We start from the raw sequence: 20665 nt of genomic DNA, 5'->3' as shown, positions 1-20665 counted from the left end.
ATGACGGCCCCGGCCAGGGCAAATTCCCAACGACGAGCGGGCCGGCGAAACGGTCGGCTGTTGCGAGAGGACTGGCTGGCCGGCGGCATGGACATGCTGGGCCAGGGCGGTCCGGCCGCCATTCGCATCGATGCCATGTGCGCCCGGCTCGGCGTCACGAAGGGCAGTTTCTATTGGCATTTCACGGACCGTAAGGCGTTTCTCGGCGGCCTGCTGGAGTATTGGGAATACCAGGCCACGCAGGCGATTATCGAGCGTGTCGACGCCGCCGGAGGCACGCCGCGCGAGCGCATCCTGTCGTTGTTGCGAGAGGGACTTTCCGAGCGGTTCGATTTCTCGGCCGAACTGGCGATCCGCCATTGGGCCCGCAATGACCGTTTGGCCGCGGCCGCCGTGAAGCGGGTCGATGCCAGGAGGATCAATTATCTCGAAGGCATTCTCGACGAGCTGGGACTTGCCCCCGAGGCAGCCACGACCAAGGCGATATTCCTTTATTCGCTCAATCTCTCGCAGGGAGCCATCGTCCGGCGCGAGGCCAAGGCCAGACGGCGGCGGCGGCTGCACGAGTTCGTCGACCTGATTGTCGTGCCCTCGCCTGCGAACGCGGGGGCTGATTGCGATGGCTAGCATCGTCACGGAGCGCCTCTTCGCCGATCCTGCGATCGCCATCGATCGGGCGGGCGAAGGTGAGTTCCTGATCTTCCTGCATGGCATAGGCGGCAACCGCAGCAACTGGACCGAACAGGTCGAAGCCTTTTCCCGCGACTTTCACACCGCGGCCTGGGACGCCCGGGGCTATGGCGCCAGCGACGACTACGACGGGCCTCTGGACTTCAGTGACTTCGCGCGGGACCTCGGCCGTGTGCTCGATCATTTCGACGTCGACAAAGGCCATATCGTCGGCTTGTCCATGGGCGGCCGGATCGCCCAGGACTTTTTCGCCCTGTTCCCGGAGCGGGTGAAAACGCTGACGCTGGTCGCGACACATTCGAGCTTTCAGGACTTCACGCCCGAAGAGCGCCAAAGATTCATCGACCTTCGCCGCAAGCCCTTGGTCGAAGAGGGAAAGCAGCCGGCCGATATCGCTCCGCTGGTCGCCCGATCGCTGCTCGGCCCCTTTGCCACGGAGGCGCAGTACCGGCGCCTGGTCGCCAGTATCGCCGCGCTCCACAAGGAGAGCTACATCAAGACGGTCGAGGTGACGACGATGTTCGATCGAAGTCAGGAGCTGGGTTCGATCGATGTGCCCACCCTGCTTGTCTACGGCGAAAACGACCCCCTGACGCAGCCGGAAAAGGGCCGGCGGATGGCCGATCGGATCCCAGGCGCGGAGTTCGTCGTCATCCCCAGGGCCGGTCACCTGATCAACCTCGAGCAGCCCGAGCTTTTCGACGCGACGGTTCGCGAATTTCTCTTGAAGCACGGGCAGTGAGCGGAATACGGGTTAGCGCAAAGGAGTTCGGCAATGGTCTGGAACGCTATCGACTGGGTTGACCTCGTACTGCGCTGGTTTCACGTCATGGCGGGGATATCCTGGATCGGCGGCTCGCTCTACCTCCTTTGGCTCGACCGCATCCTGGCAAGTCCCGAGCGGGCGGCGAAGGGCGAGCACGGCGAGCCCTGGCTCATCAACCTGGCCGGTTCCCTGCTGGTGGAAAAGCTCAAGCTCGGTCCCGACGGGCTGGTGAAGACGCACGCCTGGTTCAAGCGCGAAACCACGCTGACCTATGTCAGCGGCATCCTGCTGCTCGTTATGGTCGCCCAACTACCCGGCGGTGGCCTTCTCATCGGCGCTGAGGGACAGCCGCTTGATGGCTTGGTGGCAGCGGCACTCATCGCCGCACCGTTGATCCTGGGCTGGGTTTGCTACGATCTCTGCTGGCGGCTCACGCCGGCCGATCAGCCTCTTGTGCCGGGAGCCGTTTCGTACGCCGCTTTCGTGGCGCTGGCCTGGGGTCTGGCCCAGGTCTTTTCGGGCCGGGCCGTTTTCATCGTGCTGGGCGCAACCCTGGGCACCATCATGATGGGCAACGTCTGGTTCAGAATCCTGCCGGCCCTGAAAGAAATGAGCGAAGCACAAGGCATCGATCCGCAAGCCCGCATGCGCGCCACGCACAACAGCTATCTGATTTTCCCCACCGTCGTGCTGATGCTCGGCAACCACTATCCGGTGATCTACGGCCATCATTTCAATTGGCTCATAATCGCCCTCTTGGCGGCGGCATTCGTCCTGCTGCGGCACGTGGTCGTGGGGGGCAAGGCCGGCAAGCGGGCGCTGGCTCCCGTTGCCGCACTGGCCCTCGGCGCTTTCGTGATATCGGCGGTTCCGCCGCCCCGCCTGGCGGCGGGCGAAGACGCCATATCATTTGCCGCCGTGCGCGGCATCGTCATCGAGCGCTGCCTGAGCTGTCACTCGACGGTGCCCTCGGACCGTACTTTCGGCCCCCTTGCGGCCGGTATCGCCTTCGACCGGCCGGAAGACATCAAGCGGCATGCGGCCAGAATCAAGGCCCGTGCCGTCGACTCCCTGACCATGCCCAACCGGCACCAGAGCGGCATGACGGCAGCCGAGCGCAAGCTGCTGGGGCGCTGGGTGAACCAAGGCGCAAGACTGGAGTGAGACTAGCCAATGGCAGCGAAAACTCTTCAAGTGGAAACGGTCGGGCAGGCCCTTCTCGAAATCCTCAGGGAGCGGGGGGTGGATTGCCTCATCGGCAACGCCTTTACCTCGATCATCGACGCCTTCGCCAAGTTCGAGGCCGAGGGCAAGTCGACCCCGCGGCCGGTGATGGTGCCGCATGAACAGGCGGCAATCGCCATGGCCCACGGCTACTACGCCGCCACCGGCCGGCCCCAGGTCGCCATCGTCTATTCCACCCCCGGCACCGCCAACGCGGCCGGCGCCATCATCAATGCCTCGCGGGCGCGAATACCCATGATCGTGCTGGCCGCCCGGTCGGGGCTGACGGATGACGGCAGCCAGCCCGGAGCCCGCGACATCCATGTGCAATGGGCGCAGGAGAGCTTCGACCAGGCGGGAATGCTGAGGGAATACCTCAAGTGGGACTATGAACTGCGCCATCCCGGGCAACTGGAAGCGGTCGTCGACCGTGCCCTTGAGCTCGCCCTCGATGAGCCCCGCGGTCCGGTCTACCTGTCGCTGCCTCGGGATGTTATCGCGCGGCCGTTGCAGGAGATCACGATCACCTCGCCGTCGCGGCGCCAAGTGGCCGGCCGCGCTTTCCCCGATCCGGCGGATATCGAGGCGGCGGCCGAGATCCTTGCCCGGGCCCGGCGGCCTCTCGTCATTGCTTCGGAAGCGGGCCAGGATAGCCGCGCGGTGGCGGCCTTGGTCAAGCTGGCCGAGGCCGGAGCAATGCAGGTTCTGGAAGCCAGTCCGACGCAGGTCAATTTTCCCGCCGCCCACCATGGTCACGCCGGCTACGTGTTTGGCTCGCAGCTCCACCCCGACATCGACAAGGCCGATGCCATCCTGGTTCTCGAGTGTGACGTACCGTGGTTCCCCGCCCGCCTCAGTCTGCCTGACCGCACCCGGGTGGTTCATATCGCCACGGACCCCCATTTTGCCCGCTATCCCAACCGCAATTTCCGCTGCGATGTGGCGATCGCCGCCGACCCCACGGTGGCCCTTAATTCCCTGGCCAAGGCCGTAAGGCGACGCGCAGGCAAGGATGACGTGAGGCTGCGGCGCCAGCGCCTCGCCAAGCGCTACGCCGCCCGGCGCGCGGCCTGGGACAAGGCGGCAGGGGCCGAGAGCAAGCGCCTGCCGATCGGCTTCCAATGGGCCTCACGCTGTGTGGGCGAGCTGCAGGGCCCGGACACCATCGTGGTCAACGAGTACCCCTTGGATCTCCGCCATGCCCCGCCGCCGAAAGCGGGAAGCTACCTGGGCGCCTCTCATTTCGGCGGCCTGGGCTGGGGATTCGGAGCGGCCCTTGGGGCCAAACTCGGAGCCCCGGACAAAACCGTGATCGCCACGCTGGGCGACGGCTCGTATATTTTCAGCGTGCCCACCGCCTGTCACCAGGTGGCGCGGGCCTCGGACCTGCCGATCCTCACGATCATCTTCAACAATGGTGCTTGGGACGAAGTGTCGAACAGCACCCGCAACGTCCATCCCGACGGTTGGGCGGTCACGACCGACAACTTCCCCATGGTCGGCATGGGCCAGTCGCCGCGCTTCGAGGAAATCGTGCGCGCCTTCGACGGCCACGGGGAACGGGTCGAAGACCCGAACGAGCTGCCGGCCGCCCTTAAACGCGCTCTCGAAGTGGTGCGCCGGGAGGGGCGTCAGGCGTTGGTCAACATCATCTGCCGGCGTTAGATCGGCAACTCCAATATCTCCCGCGCCTCGGCCGGCGTGGCCGGGCGGTCGCCGAGGATTTCGATGATATTGACAGCTTTCTCCACCAGCGCCGCGTTGCTCGGCGTCACCACGCCCTTCTCCAAATAAAGATTGTCCTCGATGCCGACGCGGACGTGGCCGCCCAGAAGCTGCGCTTGCGCCACCATGGGGAAATGGGCGCGGCTGATGCCGAAGGCGGCCCAGACGGCGTTGGCGGGAACCAGGCTGGAGAGGTGCTGCATGGCCGCGGTGGTGGCCTCGGCGCCCCAGGCGGCGCCCAGTACGATCTGGAAGAAGGGGCGCTCGTCGGTGATGACGCCGCGTTCCAGCAAGCTTCGCGTCATGGCGATGTGGCCCGAATCGAAGACTTCGAGCTCGGGCTTGACGCCGGCTGCCATGATGGCCCGGGCCATCAGCTCGACGTGCTGGGGTAGGTTGACGAAGAGATCGAAGCGCCGGTTCAGGCTGCCCATGTCGAGGCTGCAGATGTCGGGCTTGAGCTCGGCGATGTGCCGGACGCGCTCCTGGGCGGTGCAGAAGAGACTGTCGGGATCGGGTTCGGTGCCGCCAGAATCGTCGAAGATCAACTGGCCGCCGGCACCGGTGGAAAGATTGATGATGACGTCCGGGTCGGCGTCCTTTATGCGCTCCATGGTCTCGCGGTAGTGAGCGAGTTCCATGCTGCGCCGGCCCGTCTCGGGATCGCGCACGTGGATATGCACCACCGCCGCCCCGGCCTGGGCCGCCCCGACCGCCGAGGCGGCGATTTCGGCCGGCGTCACCGGCACCACGTCGTACTTGTCGGCGGTGTCGCCGCCGCCGGTCACGGCGCAGGTGACGATGACCGGACGGTTCATGGCCGTCCTTCCCCCGGCAAAGCTTTAGGCGTCGTGACGTCCGATGATCGAGACGCTGGAGACGTTCATGTGCGGAAAGCCTCCCAGATTGTGGGTCAGGGCAAAGCGCGGGTCCTGGCGCTGGCGCTGGTCGGCCCGGCCCAGCATCTGCAGGTAGCTTTCATAGAGCATGCGCAGCCCCGAGGCGCCGATGGGATGGCCGAAGCACTTGAGGCCGCCGTCGATCTGGCAGGGCACCTCGCCGTCGGCATCGAAGACCCCGTCCATGACGTCCTTGACGGCGCCGCCCTCCTCCGAAAGGAAAAGGTCTTCCATGGTCACCAGCTCGGTGATCGAGAAGCAGTCGTGCACCTCGGTCATGGAAATTTCCTCACGCGGATTGCTGATGCCGGCCTCTTCGTAGGCCCGCTTGCTGGCGACGCGCGTGGTCATGAAGTAGCTGCCGTCCCAGGAGTTGTGACCGGCCTCGGTGCCGTTGGAAACCGCGAGCTGCAGCGCCTTGACGGTGACCAGATCCTTTTTGCCCATGCTCTTGGCAATCTCGGGCGTAGTCACGATGGCGCAGGCCGAGCCGTCGCTGACGCCGCAGCAATCGTAAAGCCCGAGCGGCTCGGCGATCATCGGGGCGGCCAGCACGGTCTCCATGCTGACGGCCTTTTGCAGATGCGCCTTGGGGTTCTTGGTGCCGTTGTCGTGGCTCTTGACCGAGACGTGAGCGATGGCGCGCTTCAGGTCCTCGGGCGAGATGTCGTGCTTGGCGGTGTAGGCCGAAGCGAGCTGGGCAAACGAGCCCGGGGCCGAGGCGTTGGCCCAGGTCATGCTTTGCATGACGCCGCGGCTGCGCTGGGGCAGGCCGCCGTAGCCGGTGTCCTTGAGCTTTTCGACGCCCAAGGCCAGGGCGATATCGACGGCCCCGGAGGCCACGGCATAGACGGCGCCACGAAAAGCCTCGGTGCCGGTGGCACAAAAATTTTCCACCCGCGTCACCGGGATCATCGGCAAACGCAGAGCCAACGACAACGGCGTCCCCGACTTGCCGATGTTTACGTCCTCGAAGGCGGTGCCGAGCCAGGCCGCCTGGATCTCGTTCTTCTCGATGCCGGCGTCTGCGATGCATTCCTCGAAGGCTTCGATCATCAGGTCATCGGCGTCGGAATCCCAGCGCTCGCCGAACTTCGAACAGCCCATGCCGAGAACGGCAACCTTGTCCTTGATACCCGTGGCCATGTCTAGTTCTCCTTGCTTACAGAGGCCGCCGGAGCCGCCTTCCAGAAGTATTTTCGGAAGCCGCGGTCAGCGTCTATCTCTTTGATACGAAACACCATTTCCATCGCCATGGCGACGTCTACCTGACCCACGTCAACATCCGTGAAGTCGGCATGAAAGCGGCCGCCTTCCTCGAATTGTACCATACCGTGGTGGGTCGGGGGATCCATCGAATATGTCAGGTGATCCGCCGACCAGGTCAGCACACGACCGGGCATGTCGGCAAAGGGCTGGTCATCCTGACTGTGCATGGCGTGGCAATTGGGATTGACGCAGATCCTGGTCTTGGGGAACTGCACCGTGCCGCAAACGTTGCAGCGCCCACCGATCAGGCCGAGCACCTTGTCCTTGTTGCGATAAAGCGCGGTCAGCGGCGTCTGCTTGTCGGCCTCGGCCCGCAGGCCGCGTTCCATCTCGATGAGGCCGTTGAACGAGAGGTACTTGGAATAGTTGGTCTCCTCGCGGCGCCGCGCGAGCGAGCCCTTGACACCCATCCGCGGGGCCAGCTTGGCCAGCCCCTTGGTGGCCTCGAACAAGAGCGCGTCGCAGCCCTGGCCGAAGCCGACCACCAGGATCTTGTCGCCCGCCTTGGCCTCTTGCAGGGCATCGACCAGCATCACCAGGGGATGGGCCACGCCGGTTTCGCCGCACACCCCGTGCAGGGTGTCGCGCAACGCGCCCTCGTCGATGCCGATCTTTTTGGCAATCATGGCCGGCACCCGGCCCAGCACACAGGGCATGACGAAGTGGCTGACGTCGCCGGGCGCCACGCCGGTGCTGGCGAACAGACCCTCCAGCGCCTGGGGCACGATCTTGAGGTAGCCCTCGTCGCGGATCCAGCGCTGTTCCCAGTTGTAGTCGTAGGCACGGCCTTCGCCGCGATAGTGGTCGACGAAATCGACCGAGACGCTGTGCGAGCCGAGATACTTGGCCACACCGTCGCCGGCGCCCAGCAACAGCGCCGCGGCACCGTCGCCGAACTGCAACTCCTGCACCGCACCAGCCTTGGTGCGGCGCTTGTCGGCGGCCAGGAACAGCAGGGGCCCGCCGGCCGACCCGAACATGGCTTCCAGCGCCGCCGCCAGGCCCGAAGTGCCGACGCGCTGCGAGGCCGTCAGGTCGAGGGTGGAGATGTTGTCGTCGAGGTTCAGCGCCGTGGCGATGAGGGTTGAGTTCTGGCGATCGGCAAAAGGCATGGTGTTGGAGGCCAACTGCACGCCCTTCAGCGCCCCCCGATCCTCGCCGGCCAGACAGTCACGGGCCGCCGCCACCGCCATGGTGACGCTGTCCTCGTCCCAGTTGCACATGGCGCGCTCGCCCTTGGCCATGCCGCCGAGCCCTGAATTGAACCAGGCGTTGGCCTCGACAACGCTTTTGCGGCTCAGCCTGAGCCTGGGGATGAAGGCCCCGAAGGCACTGATTCCTGCCACTTCGTCACTCCCTTGCGGCCGCGCTGGAGGCTTGGCTCCAAAGCCGCGGCAAATTTCTTTGAGTTTGCTGCGGCGCCTATATTGCACCACTTTTGCGCCGCACAAAAGCCATCCGTGGACGCCCGCGCGTACGTTCTGCTAGCCTCGCCCGGCATGACCGACAAAGCGCCCCCCGCCGACACCCCCATCGATCCCCTGACAGCCCTCTTCGAGCCCCGCTCGGTGGCGGTGATCGGCGCTTCGCAGAACCTCGATTCGATCGGCGGCCGGCCCATCCGCTACATGCGCGAGGCCGGTTTCGCAGGCACCGTCTACCCGGTCTCGCCGCGCTACGACGAGGTCGCCGGCTATCCCTGCTACGCCTCGCTGGCCGAGGTCCCGGGGCCGGTCGACCTGGCCATCATCGCGGTTGCCGCCAAACGCGCGCCCGAGGTGCTCGAGGCCTGCATCGCGCGCGGCGTGCCGACGGTGGTGGTGTACTCATCGGGCTTTTCCGAAACCGGCCCCGAGGGCAAGGCTGCGCAAGCCCGCCTGGCGGACCAGGCCAAAGCCGGCGGCGTGCGCCTGGTGGGACCCAATTCCATGGGCTGCATGAACCTGCACAACGGCCTGCTGGCCACCTTCAGCACCGTTTTCGAACGCCACCACGAGGCCGGGCCGCTGGCTCTGGTGACGCAAAGCGGCGCCTACGGCTCCTACATCCTGGCCCAGGGCCGCGAGCTCGGCCTGGGGATCGGTCTGCTGGCCTCGACGGGCAACGAGGCCGACCTGGAGCTTGGCGAGTTGATCGGCTTCGCCGCCGCCAACCGCGACACCCGGGCCGTGCTGAGCTACATCGAGGGGCTGCGCGACGGCGACGCCTTCCGCGCCTCGGCCCAGCGTGCCCTCGAGCGCGCTTGCCCGCTGCTGGCGGTCAAGGTCGGGCGCAGCCAAAGCGGGGCCCGGGCGGCACTTTCGCACACCGGCTCTCTGGCCGGCACAGACGCCGCCTACCGGGCCGTGTTCCGCCAATTGGGCGTGGTCACGGCGCCCACGGTCGACGCCATGCTCGACACGGCGCGCCTGGTGCAATCGGGATTCCTGCCGGCCGGACGCCGCATCGGCCTCTTGAGCATGTCGGGCGGCGGCGGCGTGCTGATGGCCGACGACTGCGAGGCGCATGGCCTCGAGGTGCCGGAACTGTCGACAACCGTGCAGGCCCGCATGAAAGAGGTGATCCCCTTCGCCGGGGTCTCCAACCCGGTCGATTTCACGGCCCAGGTGCTGAACGAGCCCGAACGCTACGGCGAGTTTCTCGATTTGATGCTGGCAGAGGGCGATTTCGACACCTTCATCGTCTTCTTCGCCCACATGATCGGCTATGCCCGCGAGTTCGGCATCACTATGGCCGAGAGGACCGTCGAGGCCGCACGCCAGAGCGGAAAACCCTTCGTCATGGTGGCGCTGAGCGCCGGCAGTGCTGCCGGCGAAATCCTCGACGCCGCCGGCATCCCCACCTTCCAGGACCCCAGCCGGGCGGTGGCGGCGGTGGCGGCGCTGGCCCACTACGCCGAGCGCCGGCCGGCTCTGCTGGCCCGGCTGGACGAGACGGCGGCGCTGGAACTCACCCCCATCGCGCCTGAGCCCGTGGCGACGGAAGACTTGGCCAAATCCTTCCTGGCCCGCCACGGACTGACCGTCACCCGTGAAGCCGTGGCGGCCAGCGCCGAGGAAGCCGTGGCCCGGGCCACCGAGATCGGCTTTCCCGTGGCGCTCAAGGTGTTGTCGGCCGAGATCCAGCACAAGACCGAGGTCGGCGGCGTGCAGCTTGGCCTGACCGATGAAGCCGCCGTGCGCGCCGCTTACGACACCATCGTGGCCGGCACCGGCGTCGCCAACGTGCTGGTGCAGGAGATGGCGTCGGGGCTCGAGCTCATCCTCGGCCTCAAGCGCGATCTCGTGTTCGGCTCCATGGTGCTCTGCGGGCTCGGCGGCATCCAGGCCGAGGTGATGCGCGACGTGGCGCTACGCCACGCCCCCGTCGACCACGCCACGGCGGCCGAAATGCTAGAGGATCTGGCGGGCTACGCGCTGCTCGAGGGCAGCCGCGGCAGTGAGCCCTCTGACATCCAGGCGGTGATCGAGGCCATCGTGGCGCTTTCGCAGCTCGGCGCCCGGGCGGCCTGGATCGAGGAACTCGACGTCAACCCGCTAATGGTCGGGCCGCGCGGCCAGGGCTGCCTGGTGGCTGACGCGCTGATCGTGATGGGCGCCCCGACGCCCTCTTAATCCCCGCCGCGGGCGGCAGCGATTTCGCCTTGCACGGCAGTGCTCAGAATGCGCCAGTCATTGGCCACGCTGACCAAACGAAATCCGTTGCGGCTCATGGTCCAGGCCACGCGGCCCGAGGGGCAGTGGATGCCGGGTACCAGGCCGTGTTTTTCGGCCGTGCCGAGGATGCTGTCGATGGCCTGCATGACTGTGGTGTTCTCGGGATCGAAGGCGGGCGGAAAACCGAGCCCCATGGCGAGATCCGAAGGCCCGATGTAGATGCCGTCGAGACCCGGCGTCGACATGATGTCGTCGAGGTTCTCCATGGCCTCGGGGGTTTCGATCATGGCGAACACCTGCACCAACTCATTGGCCCGCGAGACGTATTCCGGGCCCATTGTCAGCAGCGGCCGCACCGGCCCGATGGAGCGCCCGCCGTCGGGCGGATAGCGGCACGCCGAGACCAGATCCTCGGCCTGCTGGCGCGTGTTGACCATGGGACAGATGACGCCGAGCGCCCCGGCATCGAGCATACGCATGATGATGCTGGGTTCGTTCCAGGGCACCCGCACCAGTGGCACCTTATCCGTAGTACTGATGGCGGTGAGGCATTCGACGGCGGCCTGGTAGCCTATTTGACCGTGCTGCATGTCGACGGTCACCGAATCCCAATCCTGCCGGGCCATCACCTCGGCGGCGAAACCGCTGGGTATGGTGACCCAGCCGTTGACCGCGGTCTTGTCGTCGCGCCACAGCGCGCGCAGCGGATTTTCGTGCATGCCGGCCCTCCTCGAACCAGACTTCAGCGGATGACGTAGATCGGACTGGACCAAGCCAGGTGCCCGTCCTCCTGAGTCACCCGAACATACAACGGATTGTCGCCGGCGTGGGGACGCGTTAGCCGCCAGTCGAAGCGCACCGCCCGGTGCGGGTTGTGCTCGGGCAGGCGGAAGACGCGGACATGCCTGGGCAAGGCCCCGTCGAGGGCATAGACCCGGTCCTCGTAACCGATCTCGTCAAGCGCCAGCTCGAACGAGATCGGTTTGGTTTCCAATTTCAGCGTGCCGGCGTCGGGCTCGGCCAGCCAGGCATCGAAACCGCCTCGGTTGCCCGTCGTCAGGGCCTGCCAGGCCAGGCAATCGTCTCCCTCCTGGACCAGCGTCTTGTCGCGGTTGAAGAAATTGATGGGCCGGCTGGCCGTGATGCGGTTGCCGGCAAAGCTCGCCCGGCCGTCCCAGATCACCTGGCGGAAGCGTCCGCGGTAGGCGGCGCCCTCCCAGATCACGCGGATGCGCGCGCCCAGATCTTCGGGCCCATAGGGCCGGAAGGTCTCGACCAGGTCAAAGCCGTTGAAGACCTCGACGCGCTCGATGGGCGCCGAGCCCAGCGCTTCGACATGCAACACCACCTCGCCCTCGGGCACGGCCACGATGTCGCCCATGGTGGCCGAGGTGGCCGGCCGGCTGTCCGTCTCGCCCAGCAAAGGGTCGTCGTCATAGAGCGTGCCCGCGGCGAATTCGGCCGCCACCGAGAGATGCATGCGACATCCCGTGGTGGCGTAGTGGCGGCGCGCCCGCAGACAATCGAACACCGCCTCTCGGCTCAGCTCGGGCAGCATCAGGCAGGTCAGGCCGCCGATGGCGCCGAACTGCGAGGCTCCGGGATAGCTCGCGCCGGGCCGCCCCTTGTGGCCGTCGCTGTTGGCCACGATGCCGACCCGGTAGCCCGCCTTGAGCGCGTCCTGGAGAAGCCATTCGAAGCTGCCCCACGAGGAATGGATCTCCATCGAGCGCTCGACCCGGCCGTCGTGGGCCAGCGCCACGTCGGCGTAGCGCCCGCCGCAATGGGCAAAGGCCAGTGCGCCGTTGCCGTCCGCCACCAGGGCGGCGAAGAGTTCGGCGGCGGTGGCGCAATCGGTCTCGAGCTCGCTCTTGTCGGCGATCAGGGCATGGGATGAGCGCCGGATCTGCTGCCCTTCGCCGCTGAAATAGATGTTGCGATCACCACCGAGGCCGGTGTTGCCCGACCATTCGTAGCCCGGCAGGGTGACGAAACGGCCGGGCTGGTTGAACTCGGCGGTAAGCCCCTCGAGCCGGGTCCAGAGCTCGGGCGTAACCTGGAAATCGTTGCCCTGGTGGCCGACCACGTCAAGACAAGCGCGGTCGCGGGCGAAGGCGAAATATTCCCGCGCACTGTTGCTGCCGATGGTTTCCTCGCTCTGGCCATGCATGTCGCCCCAATAAGGCAGCCGCTCGGCGACCTCGACGATGCGCAAGGGGTTCGAGACGGCAACGACTTGGCCCTCAAGCAGAACCTCGATTGAATAGTCGCCGGGTGCCTCGGCCCTCAGACCGCCTATTTCGAGGGCAAAACGACCAGGCTCGAATGCCACGGCTTCGGGCAGGCCGCCGATGGCGCCGCTGGCGCGCAGTTCAAGCCGGCCGTCTACCTGATCGCTGGGATTGCCCCAGGCGTCCTCGGCCTTGAGGCAGAGGCGAAACTCCTGGCCCGTGCGGCAGAGCGTCGGCAGCACTGCCTGCCAGCGCTCGGGCGGGCCGGGCACGATGGCGATGGTGGGCTGGTCGGGCAGCGCCTGGTAGGTATAGGTCGCGATGGGGTCGACCAGGACCCGGAATTCGTAGGTTTCCTCGCAGAAGGTTTGCAGCCGCATGCCCGGCGAGCCCTGGCTCTGGTCGCCAAAGCGCACGGTAATGCTGTCGCCTTCCTGCAAGAACCCGTGCACCACCTTGATGTAGACGGTGCGGTCCCAGGGCCGCACGTTGCCCTTGGGATCGTAGCGGTATTCCAGCACGGCGTTGTTGCTGGCGGAAATGGTTGTGTAGCCGGGCGCCTGGGGATCGTCGAACTGGGGCCTGGAGTGGTCGGCCGCGAAACGAAAGCAGATGCGCAGGCTGCCGCTGTCGTCGATGCCGTAGTAGCCGGCCGTGTAGGTCAGGCTGAACGAGGCATGGCAGCCGGCCTCGAAACGGCCGCCGGGTTCGAGCGTCGCATGGCCCAGAAGTTCGGCGGCAATGGGTTCTGTGGGCTCGGCGGTCATGGGCAAATCCTAGATTACCTCGTCGTCGCGCGAGGTGGTTTCGCCGTAGCGCCCCAGCGCCGGCGGCTTGAGACCGGCGTAAAGCTGCTCGAGGCGCTGGTTGACGCTCTCACCGGCGGCTTCGAGCAGGCTATTGCCCTGAAGGTCGCTTTCGACCAGGAAGGGGCCAAAATTCTCCACCTCCAGCACCCAGAGCGCCTGGGCCAGGCCCAGTTCCTCGAGCCAATGGACGTCGACCACGCGCTTCACGCCACGGCCCAGCAGCGCGCCCGTGCCGTAGCCCACGGTGGTGAGATAAATCGCTCCCCGGGGCACGAAGTGCTGGCGATAGTCGCTGGCCGCCATGCCGCCCTTGCCGATGATCAGGCGGCAGTCCGAGATCTCGAACCAGCGCTCCAGCCAGTGGGAAAAGCGGAAGCTGGCGGTGCCCGTCACCGCCCCCACCCGGTAGCTGCCGTCGGGCGCCCGGGCGGCCGCCGGGGAGCAATGGAAATTGGCGTTGGAGAGGCTCTTAAGATCGACCGGCGGGGCCTGACCTTCGTCGAGCAGGCGGCGGTAAAGACCTTCGCGGCCGGTATAGAGCACGCCGTCGAGATGGACCACGGTGCCGAGCTCGAGCCCGTCGAGGTCACCCTGCCGCAGCGGCAGCTTCAACCTCATCGTCTTCATTCCACGCCGTCCCTGCGGTGGTAGTCGGTGAACCAGCGGGGATCGCTGCGGTATTCGACGCCCTGTGGGCTGATGCGCGCCACGGCGCGGCGCGACGAGAGGCAAAAGCTGTGGACGCTCACGGGCATGCCGCCGGTGTGGGTGTGAGCCACTTCGATGTGGCAGTCGACCACGGCCGAGGAGCCGCCAAAGCCCATGGGCCCAAGCCCGATGGAATTGCCCAGCTCCTTCAATTCGTCTTCCAGGGCGGCGATCTCGGGATCGGGGTTGGCTTGGCCCACCAGGCGCAGGCAGGCCGCCTGCTTGCCCAGCGTCATGCAGGTGTCCTTGCTGCCGCCGATGCCCAGCCCGACGATGGCCGGCTGGCAGGCCAGGCCGCGCCGCCCGAACTGCACCATGACGTCGAGGAAGAAACGTTTGATGCCGCCCAGGCCGTCGCCGGGAAAGAGCATGCGATAGTCGCTGCCGAAAAGCCCCCCCTTGTGCACCGCCGTGATGTCGATCCAGTCACCGCCCGGCTCCACGGAATAGTCGATCTCGGGGGCCCGAATGCCGACGTTGTTGTTGCTGTCGGTGCGGCTCAGCGGATGCACCCGGTTGGGCCTCAGCGGCACCTCCGCCGTGGCCTCGGCGGTGGCGCGGCGCAGTGCGCGTTCCAGTGCGATTAGACCGCCTTCGACGGCGGCCTCGTTGCCCAGCTTGACGAAAAAGCGTGGCAGCCCGGTGTCGGCGCACATGGCGCGGCGGTCCTGGCTGGCCGCGGCCCAGTTCTCGATCTGGGATTCCAAAACGAACCGGCTGAGCTCGTTTTTCTCGTTGGCCAGCAGCTCAACGATACCGGCGCGGAAATCCTCGGGAATGTCGATGGCGGCGCGGCGCATGAGCTCGAGGCCGGCCTCCTCGATGGCCCGGGCGGCGATCATGGGGTTTCGTCCTCGACCAGCAGGCTGGCGCCCGGACGCACGCGGCTGAAGCGGGCCGGCCGGGTCTCGGCCCGGAGTTCCCCGTCTTGCAATCGGACCACGGTGTTGAAAGCCGTTTCGGCCGGCGCCGGGTCGGGAAAATCCTCGCGGAAATGGGCGCCGCAGGAGTTCTCCCGGGCCAGCGCCGCCGTGGCCACGGCGCGGCTGACGATGATCTGGCTTTCCAGGTTGAGCCAGTCCTGCCAGGCCATGTCGAAGGCCCGGCCCGAATCCGCCAGGCCGCAGCCTTCGAGGGTTTCGGCCATTTCCTCGAGGGCGCCGAGCGCGCCTTGCAGGCCGTCGCGGGTACGCATGATGCCCACGTCCTGCCACATCATGTCCTGAAGGTCCTGGCGCAGTGCCTCGAGGTCGCCGGGCGGCCGGCCGAAGGGCCTGGTGCAAGCGGCGACGGCCGCCCCCAGCGCCGCCTCGTCGGGCTCGGCGATGGTGGCCTCCAGGCCCGCCGCCATGCTGTCGCCGGCGATGCCGCCGAAGACCGTCGAGTTGGCCACGCCGTTGCCGCCCAGGCGGTTGGCGCCGTGGACGCCGCCGGTATCCTCGCCGGCGGCATAAAGACCGGGCAGCGCGGTGCGGCAGTCGCTCTCAAAGATCAGGCCGCCCATCATGTAGTGCGCCGTCGGCACCACCTCCACCAGGCCGCCGACCAGATCGAAGCCGCAGTCGGCGCAACGTTCCACCATGCCCTTGAACTGGCCGCGTACCAGCGTCGGATCAAGCTCGCGCATGGTGATGTAGAGGCCGCCGTTGGGTCCGGTGCGGCCGGCCCGCATCTCGGCGAACATGGCGCGGCTGACGATGTCGCGGGTGGCCCGTTCGCCGCGTTCGTCGTAGTCGGTCATGAAGCGGCGCTCGGCACCGTCGAGCAGCTGGCCGCCGGCGCCGCGCAGGCCTTCTTCGATGATGGTGCCGGTGATGCGGGTATCGGCGCCGGCCACCAGTCCGGTGGGGTGGAACTGCACCATCTCCATGTCGCGAAGCTCGAGCCCGGCGCGCAAGGCCAAGGCCATGCCGTCGCAGCTCTTGTCGGCCGACGGCGTGTTGTAGCGGTACATGGTGGGGCCGCCGCCGGTGGCCAGCAGCACGGCCCGGGCGGCCACGAAACGAAAGGCGCCCGAACGCAAGTCGACCAGCAGCACGCCGGCGAGGCGGCTCGCGTCGGCGCTGGGCACCAGGGCCACGGCGCGGTGTTCCTCCAGGCGCCTGATATCACGAGCCCAGACCTGCTCGGCCAGGCGGTTGATGATCTCGATACCGGTGAGGTCGCCCTTGTGCACGGTGCGGTCGAAGGTCTGGCCGGCGAAGGCCTTTTGGTGCACCGAGCCGTCGGGGTTGCGATCGAAAAAACAACCGATCTCGTTCTCCAGCTCATGGATGCGTTCGACGGCGCCCTCGACCAGGGTCCAGGCCAGATCCTGGTCGTTGATCCATTGGCCGCCGTTGATGGTGTCCATGAAATGTCGCTCGAGCGAATCGCCCTCGGCTATGGCAACGTTGTAGCCGCCCTGCACCATTCGCGTGCAGCCCGACTTGCCGAGCAGGCCCTTGACCGCCACCGTGACCTCGAGCTCCGGTGCCGCCCGCTTGGCATGCAGCGCGGCAAAGAGCCCGGCCCCGCCGCTGCCCAGGATGAGAATGTCGCTCTCGAGGCGTTCGACGTCCATGGTCTCAGGCCGCGTTGAGGAGGAAGAAGAGCCCGGCCGCCAGGGCCACCCCGCCGGCCAGCGCGATCAGCGGCGTCTGGCCCCGCGGCCCGGGCAGGAACTCCAGCGCCAGCAGCCGGATGCCGCCGGCCAGATGGACCGCCAGCAGCACCACCAGGGCGGTCTCGGCCAGCTTGACCAGGGGTGCCGTGCTCCAGGCCAGGAAGCGGTCCAGCGTCGCCGTCTGCTCCAGCGCCAGCGACAGCACGTAGAGGTGCAGCGGCACGAAGGCGGCCAGCGCCAGGCCGGAAACCCGGTGCACCACGAAGGCCCAGTAGGCCGGGTGATTGCGCGCGCTCATGTCACCGCCGCGACGGCGCCCAGACCGAGCCAGAGCACCATCACCAAAAAGGCCGTCGCCGCCGTGTTGACGTTGGCCCAGCGCCAGGCCGTGTGTTCGCGCAGGATGGCCCTGAGGCCGATGGTTCCATGCAATGCGGCAGCCACCACGAAGAGCCCATAAAAAACCGCCAAGGCGGCACTGCCCTGGGTGCGGGAGAGGATCTCGGCGGCGCTGAGGCCGTCCTGGAAGGCGTAGACGATGGTGGCGAAGTGGACCAGCACCAGCGGCGCCAGCACCGCCGCCGCCAGGCGCTGAATGATGAAGAGCCAGATCTCTACGCGCCCGCTCACAGCTCGCCCCGCAGCGCCGCCAGAGTGGTGGCCCGCTTGAGGCCGGCGATCGAGGCCGTCGGGTCGAGCGCCTTGGGGCAGTGTTGGGCACAGTTCTGCTGGCTGTGGCAGACCTGACAGCCGGCCTCACCCGCCACCGTCGCCAGATGGCCGGAACGGTCGCCGTCGCGTTCGTCGTTGACCAGCGTCCAGACCCGATTGAGGGCCGCCGGGCCGAGGTAGTCCGGGCGCCAGGCGACCACGTCGCAGGCGGCATAGCAGACGCCGCAGCCGATGCACTCGATGGCCGCGTCGACGGCACGGCGGCGCCGGCCGGCGGGGTCGACCGGAGCGAAATCGCTGGCGCCCTCGCGGCCCGGCACGAAGCAGCCCCGGGCCGCGGCCAGCTTGTCGAAGAAGGGATTCATGTCGCAAGCCAGGTCTTTGATGTGCGGCAGGTTGCGTAGCGGTGCCAGCACCAGCCTGCCGCCCTTGGCCACCGTGCCGATACGGGTGCGGCAGGTCCAGCGCGGCACGCCGTTTACCGTCATGGCGCAACTGCCGCACATGCCGACGCGGCAGGCATAGCGGTAGGCCAGCGTGCTGTCGAGATGGCGCTGCACGTGGACCACCAGATCGAGAACGGTCTGCCCCGGCCGCGCCGTCACGGCATAGCTCTGGTAAGCCCCGTCGGCACCGCCGCGCCAAATATCGACCACCAACTCCATGTCTTGGTTCCCCGCCGGCGCCAACCCGCCGGGCTATTCGTCCTCGAGGGGCGGGTGCAGGCCGGGCGGCAGGCGGGTTTCACGATCGGCCATGGCCTTGTCGATCTGGGTCTGCACCAGCCCCGCCGTCTGGCGCAGATCGGCGCCTTGCAGGTTGGCGCCCAGGAGATTGGCGCCGCGCAGATCGGTGTCCTCCATGGCGGCACCCTTGAAGGTGGCACCGGCGAGATCGGCATCGACCAGCTTGGTACCACCGAGCCGGCTGATGGTTAGGTTGGCATGGCGCATTTTGGCGCTGGCCAGGTCGCCCTCGCTGAGGTCGGTTCCCGACAGGTTGGCACCGCGCAGGTCGGCGCCCTGCAAGGTGGCGCCGCGCAGATTGGCACCGGAAAGATCGATGCCCCTGAGGTTGGTGTTGGTCAGGTCGGCCTCTGGACACTCGGCGCCAGCCAGGTCCTGGCCGGCGAGAGCGGCCTTGGCGCCCTCGCTGCCGCCCGAGCGCAGCCACTTGACGTGCTCCTCGACGGCGTTCGACAGCAGCACGCCGGGGTCGGCCACCTCGGGCTCGGCCGCCGCCTCGGCGCGGCGCTTGTCCTCCTCCGCCACCGCTTGCTGCCATTCGGCGCTCGAGTCCCGCTTGGCCGGTTTTTCCTGATCCCCCAGGGCGGCCTGCCAGTCCTCACCGCTGTCGCTCTCAGGCTCGGGCTCGGGCGGGGCAGTGCTCTCCTCGGCGGCGGCGATCTGCCATTCGGCGTCGCGTTGGCGCTTTTCCTCGTCACTCAGTTGGGCGGGCCGGGGCGGCGGTGGAGCCGCCGGTTTGGCCTTGGCCGGGGGTGGCGGCGCCACGGCTTCGACCTTGGGCTTCACCGCGACCGGACGGCGGCGTTCGGCACCGCGATAGCGATAGTCGGGGGGCTTTGGGCGGCGCCGGTCGGGGCCGAAATAGTCCAGCGTGCTGATGAAGCGCGATGGTTTGGCGATGGTCTTTGCCACCCGGCGCACCAGTTTTTCCGGATCGATGGGCTTGCGGATGAAACTTTCGATGCCGATGCCACACATACGCCTCAGCGCGTCGGTGTCGGCCGCCGCCGCCATGACGACGATGGGTATGTCGGGATTGGGGCTTTTGGGGTTGCTACGCACCCAGCGCGTAACATCGAGGCCACTCATGCCGGTCAGGTTGACCTCCAGCAGCATCAAGCTGGGGACGAAGCTGGAAAGCGCCTCGGTGACTTCCCGGCCGGACGCCACCGAACGCAAGGCGCCGACGCCGAGGCGCTTGAGCAGGTCTTCGATCCGCCCCGCGATGGCACCGTCGTGTTCGGCTATGAGTATGCGCTGTTTTGACCAGTCCAATCCCGCCATGGCGACGTCAGACCCACTCCTTGCCCCAGTGACAGCCCTCCCCCGGCCGTCGTCTCGCGGCCTCGGCGGGCAGCCCGATAATGGGGCAATCGGAGACCCAGGGCAACGGATTCGCGGGGCCCAAAAAGGGCCTTGGTTCGCCACTCATTTGCCGGCTCGGAAAGGCTTTCGTTTTTAACCAAGATTTTGCGTTTATATGCAATGATATAGCGCTTTGATTGGCATCACGAGCGGCGCCAGACGAGATGAAACGCGGTCCAGGCATGGCCCTATTGTTGCTGGTGGCGCTCTGTGGCGGCACCCTGGCTCCCGGCCGCGCACTGGCCAACGACTTCGAGAACTGCATCCGCGGCTTTCAGGCCGCCGAGCAGGGCTATTTCGACATCGCCATCCATTACTGCACCAAGGCGCTGCGCTCGGGCGATCTGGCGCCCAGCCAGGAGATCGAGGTGCTGACCAACCGCCGCGTGGCCTATGAAGGCAAGCGGCTGTTCGCCCGCGCCGACAAGGACTTCGACACCGCCTTCAGCATCACCATGGAGGAGTTCGAGAGCGCCATAAAGCGCCTGCGCGTGCCCGACAGCGCCTCGGTGTTCTTCTATCGCGGCCTGCTCTTGGCCCAGGGCCGCAAATACGGCCGGGCCATCAGAATGTTCGACCGCGTTCTCGAACTGACGAAGGACGACGCCAACGCCTACTACAACCGCGGTCTGGCGAATTTTCTCAAAGGCAAGCTGGAACGCGCCAGCTCGGACTTCGAGGCCACCCTGAGGATCACCCCCAACCACACCAGCGCGCATTACAATCTGGGGCTCAGCTACTATCAATTGCGCCGCTTCGACGAGGCCGTGGCCAACTTCAGCCGGGCCATCGAGATTGCGCCGGAATACGCCCAGGCCTTCCACAACCGGGGCTTTTCGCACCAGGCCAAGGGTGACGCCGAACTGGCCAAAGCCGACTTCGCCCAAGCCTACCGCCTGGCGCCCGACGACAGCCGCATCCGCATCACCGCCCATGCCGCGGGGCTGGTGCGCTGATATCGAAGGAAAATCAGGCGGTTCTCTCTTCAGAAAACCGCCCAGTCAAACTCCGATCTAGACGATGAAATCGTCGCTCAGCGGATCTTCATCGGCGTCCGTAGGGTCGGTTTCCACGAAGACGGAACCCACGACATCCCCTGTTTCAGACACTCCGTCCGCACCGTCCAGCACCGCATCGAGGCTGGAGGAGAGGCTTTCGATATCCGCGGCCGCTATTTCCACGGCGCCAGCGTAGATTACCGACTGGGCCGCGGTGTTCCGCTACCCGGGTATCGATCCCCTTGCCGCACCTTTGCCCCTACGAAACGAATTGGAAGAAGCTGTCCGTGCGCTGGAAGATC

At 66.8% G+C, this 20665-nt stretch carries 19 protein-coding genes; 6 read left to right on the top strand and 13 right to left on the bottom strand.

The window, feature by feature from the left end:
• The first annotated feature begins 87 nt into the window (after nucleotides 1-87).
• From QGG75_15550 to QGG75_15535, 4 genes are read left to right on the top strand one after another with little or no spacing between them, the layout of a single operon-like run.
• On the top strand, nucleotides 88-627 hold the full coding sequence (locus QGG75_15550) for a TetR/AcrR family transcriptional regulator (GenBank protein ID MDP6068649.1): 540 nt from the start codon (nucleotides 88-90) through the stop codon (nucleotides 625-627).
• Entirely contained in the window at nucleotides 620-1432 is an 813-nt protein-coding gene (locus QGG75_15545) for an alpha/beta fold hydrolase (protein ID MDP6068648.1), read from the top strand. Before QGG75_15550 ends, QGG75_15545 begins: the two co-directional genes overlap by 8 nt.
• 33 nt (nucleotides 1433-1465) lie before the next feature.
• On the top strand, nucleotides 1466-2620 hold the full coding sequence (locus QGG75_15540; GenBank protein MDP6068647.1) for a urate hydroxylase PuuD: 1155 nt from the start codon (nucleotides 1466-1468) through the stop codon (nucleotides 2618-2620).
• Between the two features lie 9 nt (nucleotides 2621-2629).
• Entirely contained in the window at nucleotides 2630-4345 is a 1716-nt protein-coding gene (locus QGG75_15535) for a thiamine pyrophosphate-requiring protein (GenBank protein ID MDP6068646.1), read from the top strand.
• Here the strand turns inward: QGG75_15535 and QGG75_15530 are convergent.
• From QGG75_15530 to QGG75_15520, 3 genes are read right to left on the bottom strand one after another with little or no spacing between them, the layout of a single operon-like run.
• Nucleotides 4342-5223 (bottom strand): 3-keto-5-aminohexanoate cleavage protein, encoded by an 882-nt coding sequence (locus QGG75_15530; protein ID MDP6068645.1) that lies wholly within the window; start codon nucleotides 5221-5223, stop codon nucleotides 4342-4344. The genes QGG75_15535 and QGG75_15530 overlap by 4 nt on opposite strands.
• A 24-nt stretch (nucleotides 5224-5247) precedes the next feature.
• Nucleotides 5248-6450, bottom strand: a complete 1203-nt coding sequence (locus tag QGG75_15525; protein ID MDP6068644.1) for an acetyl-CoA acetyltransferase — start codon at nucleotides 6448-6450, stop codon at nucleotides 5248-5250.
• 2 nt (nucleotides 6451-6452) lie between these two features.
• Complete coding sequence (locus tag QGG75_15520) at nucleotides 6453-7919, bottom strand: 3-oxoacyl-[acyl-carrier-protein] synthase III C-terminal domain-containing protein (GenBank protein ID MDP6068643.1); 1467 nt, start codon at nucleotides 7917-7919, stop codon at nucleotides 6453-6455.
• 153 nt (nucleotides 7920-8072) lie between these two features.
• Between QGG75_15520 and QGG75_15515 the strand changes: the two genes are divergently transcribed.
• Nucleotides 8073-10187 (top strand): acetate--CoA ligase family protein, encoded by a 2115-nt coding sequence (locus QGG75_15515; protein MDP6068642.1) that lies wholly within the window; start codon nucleotides 8073-8075, stop codon nucleotides 10185-10187.
• On the opposite strand, the gene QGG75_15510 is transcribed toward QGG75_15515, so the two are convergent.
• From QGG75_15510 to QGG75_15470, 9 genes are read right to left on the bottom strand one after another with little or no spacing between them, the layout of a single operon-like run.
• Nucleotides 10184-10948, bottom strand: a complete 765-nt coding sequence (locus tag QGG75_15510) for an aldolase/citrate lyase family protein (protein MDP6068641.1) — start codon at nucleotides 10946-10948, stop codon at nucleotides 10184-10186. The genes QGG75_15515 and QGG75_15510 overlap by 4 nt on opposite strands.
• A gap of 23 nt (nucleotides 10949-10971) precedes the next feature.
• On the bottom strand, nucleotides 10972-13227 hold the full coding sequence (locus QGG75_15505) for a DUF3604 domain-containing protein (protein MDP6068640.1): 2256 nt from the start codon (nucleotides 13225-13227) through the stop codon (nucleotides 10972-10974).
• Nucleotides 13228-13236: 9 nt separating this feature from the next.
• The gene (locus QGG75_15500) at nucleotides 13237-13896 is read right to left on the bottom strand and encodes a fumarate hydratase C-terminal domain-containing protein (GenBank protein ID MDP6068639.1); all 660 of its coding nucleotides are present in this window, start codon (nucleotides 13894-13896) and stop codon (nucleotides 13237-13239) included.
• Complete coding sequence (locus QGG75_15495; GenBank protein MDP6068638.1) at nucleotides 13893-14819, bottom strand: fumarate hydratase; 927 nt, start codon at nucleotides 14817-14819, stop codon at nucleotides 13893-13895. The genes QGG75_15500 and QGG75_15495 overlap by 4 nt, the downstream gene beginning before the upstream one ends.
• Nucleotides 14816-16540, bottom strand: coding sequence for an FAD-binding protein (locus QGG75_15490; GenBank protein MDP6068637.1), 1725 nt, complete (start codon nucleotides 16538-16540; stop codon nucleotides 14816-14818). The genes QGG75_15495 and QGG75_15490 overlap by 4 nt, the downstream gene beginning before the upstream one ends.
• Nucleotides 16541-16544: 4 nt before the next feature.
• Nucleotides 16545-16880, bottom strand: a complete 336-nt coding sequence (locus QGG75_15485) for a succinate dehydrogenase (GenBank protein MDP6068636.1) — start codon at nucleotides 16878-16880, stop codon at nucleotides 16545-16547.
• On the bottom strand, nucleotides 16877-17212 hold the full coding sequence (locus QGG75_15480; protein MDP6068635.1) for a succinate dehydrogenase: 336 nt from the start codon (nucleotides 17210-17212) through the stop codon (nucleotides 16877-16879). The genes QGG75_15485 and QGG75_15480 overlap by 4 nt, the downstream gene beginning before the upstream one ends.
• Complete coding sequence (locus QGG75_15475) at nucleotides 17209-17919, bottom strand: 2Fe-2S iron-sulfur cluster-binding protein (protein MDP6068634.1); 711 nt, start codon at nucleotides 17917-17919, stop codon at nucleotides 17209-17211. The genes QGG75_15480 and QGG75_15475 overlap by 4 nt, the downstream gene beginning before the upstream one ends.
• Nucleotides 17920-17952: 33 nt before the next feature.
• Nucleotides 17953-19284 carry a pentapeptide repeat-containing protein gene (locus QGG75_15470; GenBank protein MDP6068633.1) on the bottom strand — a complete coding sequence of 444 codons (1332 nt, stop codon included), beginning with the start codon at nucleotides 19282-19284 and terminating at the stop codon, nucleotides 17953-17955.
• Nucleotides 19285-19529: 245 nt separating this feature from the next.
• Here QGG75_15470 and QGG75_15465 point away from each other — a divergent pair, with 245 nt between their 5' ends.
• On the top strand, nucleotides 19530-20321 hold the full coding sequence (locus QGG75_15465) for a tetratricopeptide repeat protein (GenBank protein MDP6068632.1): 792 nt from the start codon (nucleotides 19530-19532) through the stop codon (nucleotides 20319-20321).
• Between the two features lie 57 nt (nucleotides 20322-20378).
• On the opposite strand, the gene QGG75_15460 is transcribed toward QGG75_15465, so the two are convergent.
• Nucleotides 20379-20546 (bottom strand): hypothetical protein, encoded by a 168-nt coding sequence (locus tag QGG75_15460; protein MDP6068631.1) that lies wholly within the window; start codon nucleotides 20544-20546, stop codon nucleotides 20379-20381.
• Nucleotides 20547-20665 lie beyond the last annotated feature (119 nt).

It is taken from the genome of Alphaproteobacteria bacterium (genome assembly GCA_030740435.1).
Lineage (GTDB): Bacteria > Pseudomonadota > Alphaproteobacteria > UBA2966 > UBA2966.
This window is presented reverse-complemented; position numbering and strand designations above follow the sequence as displayed.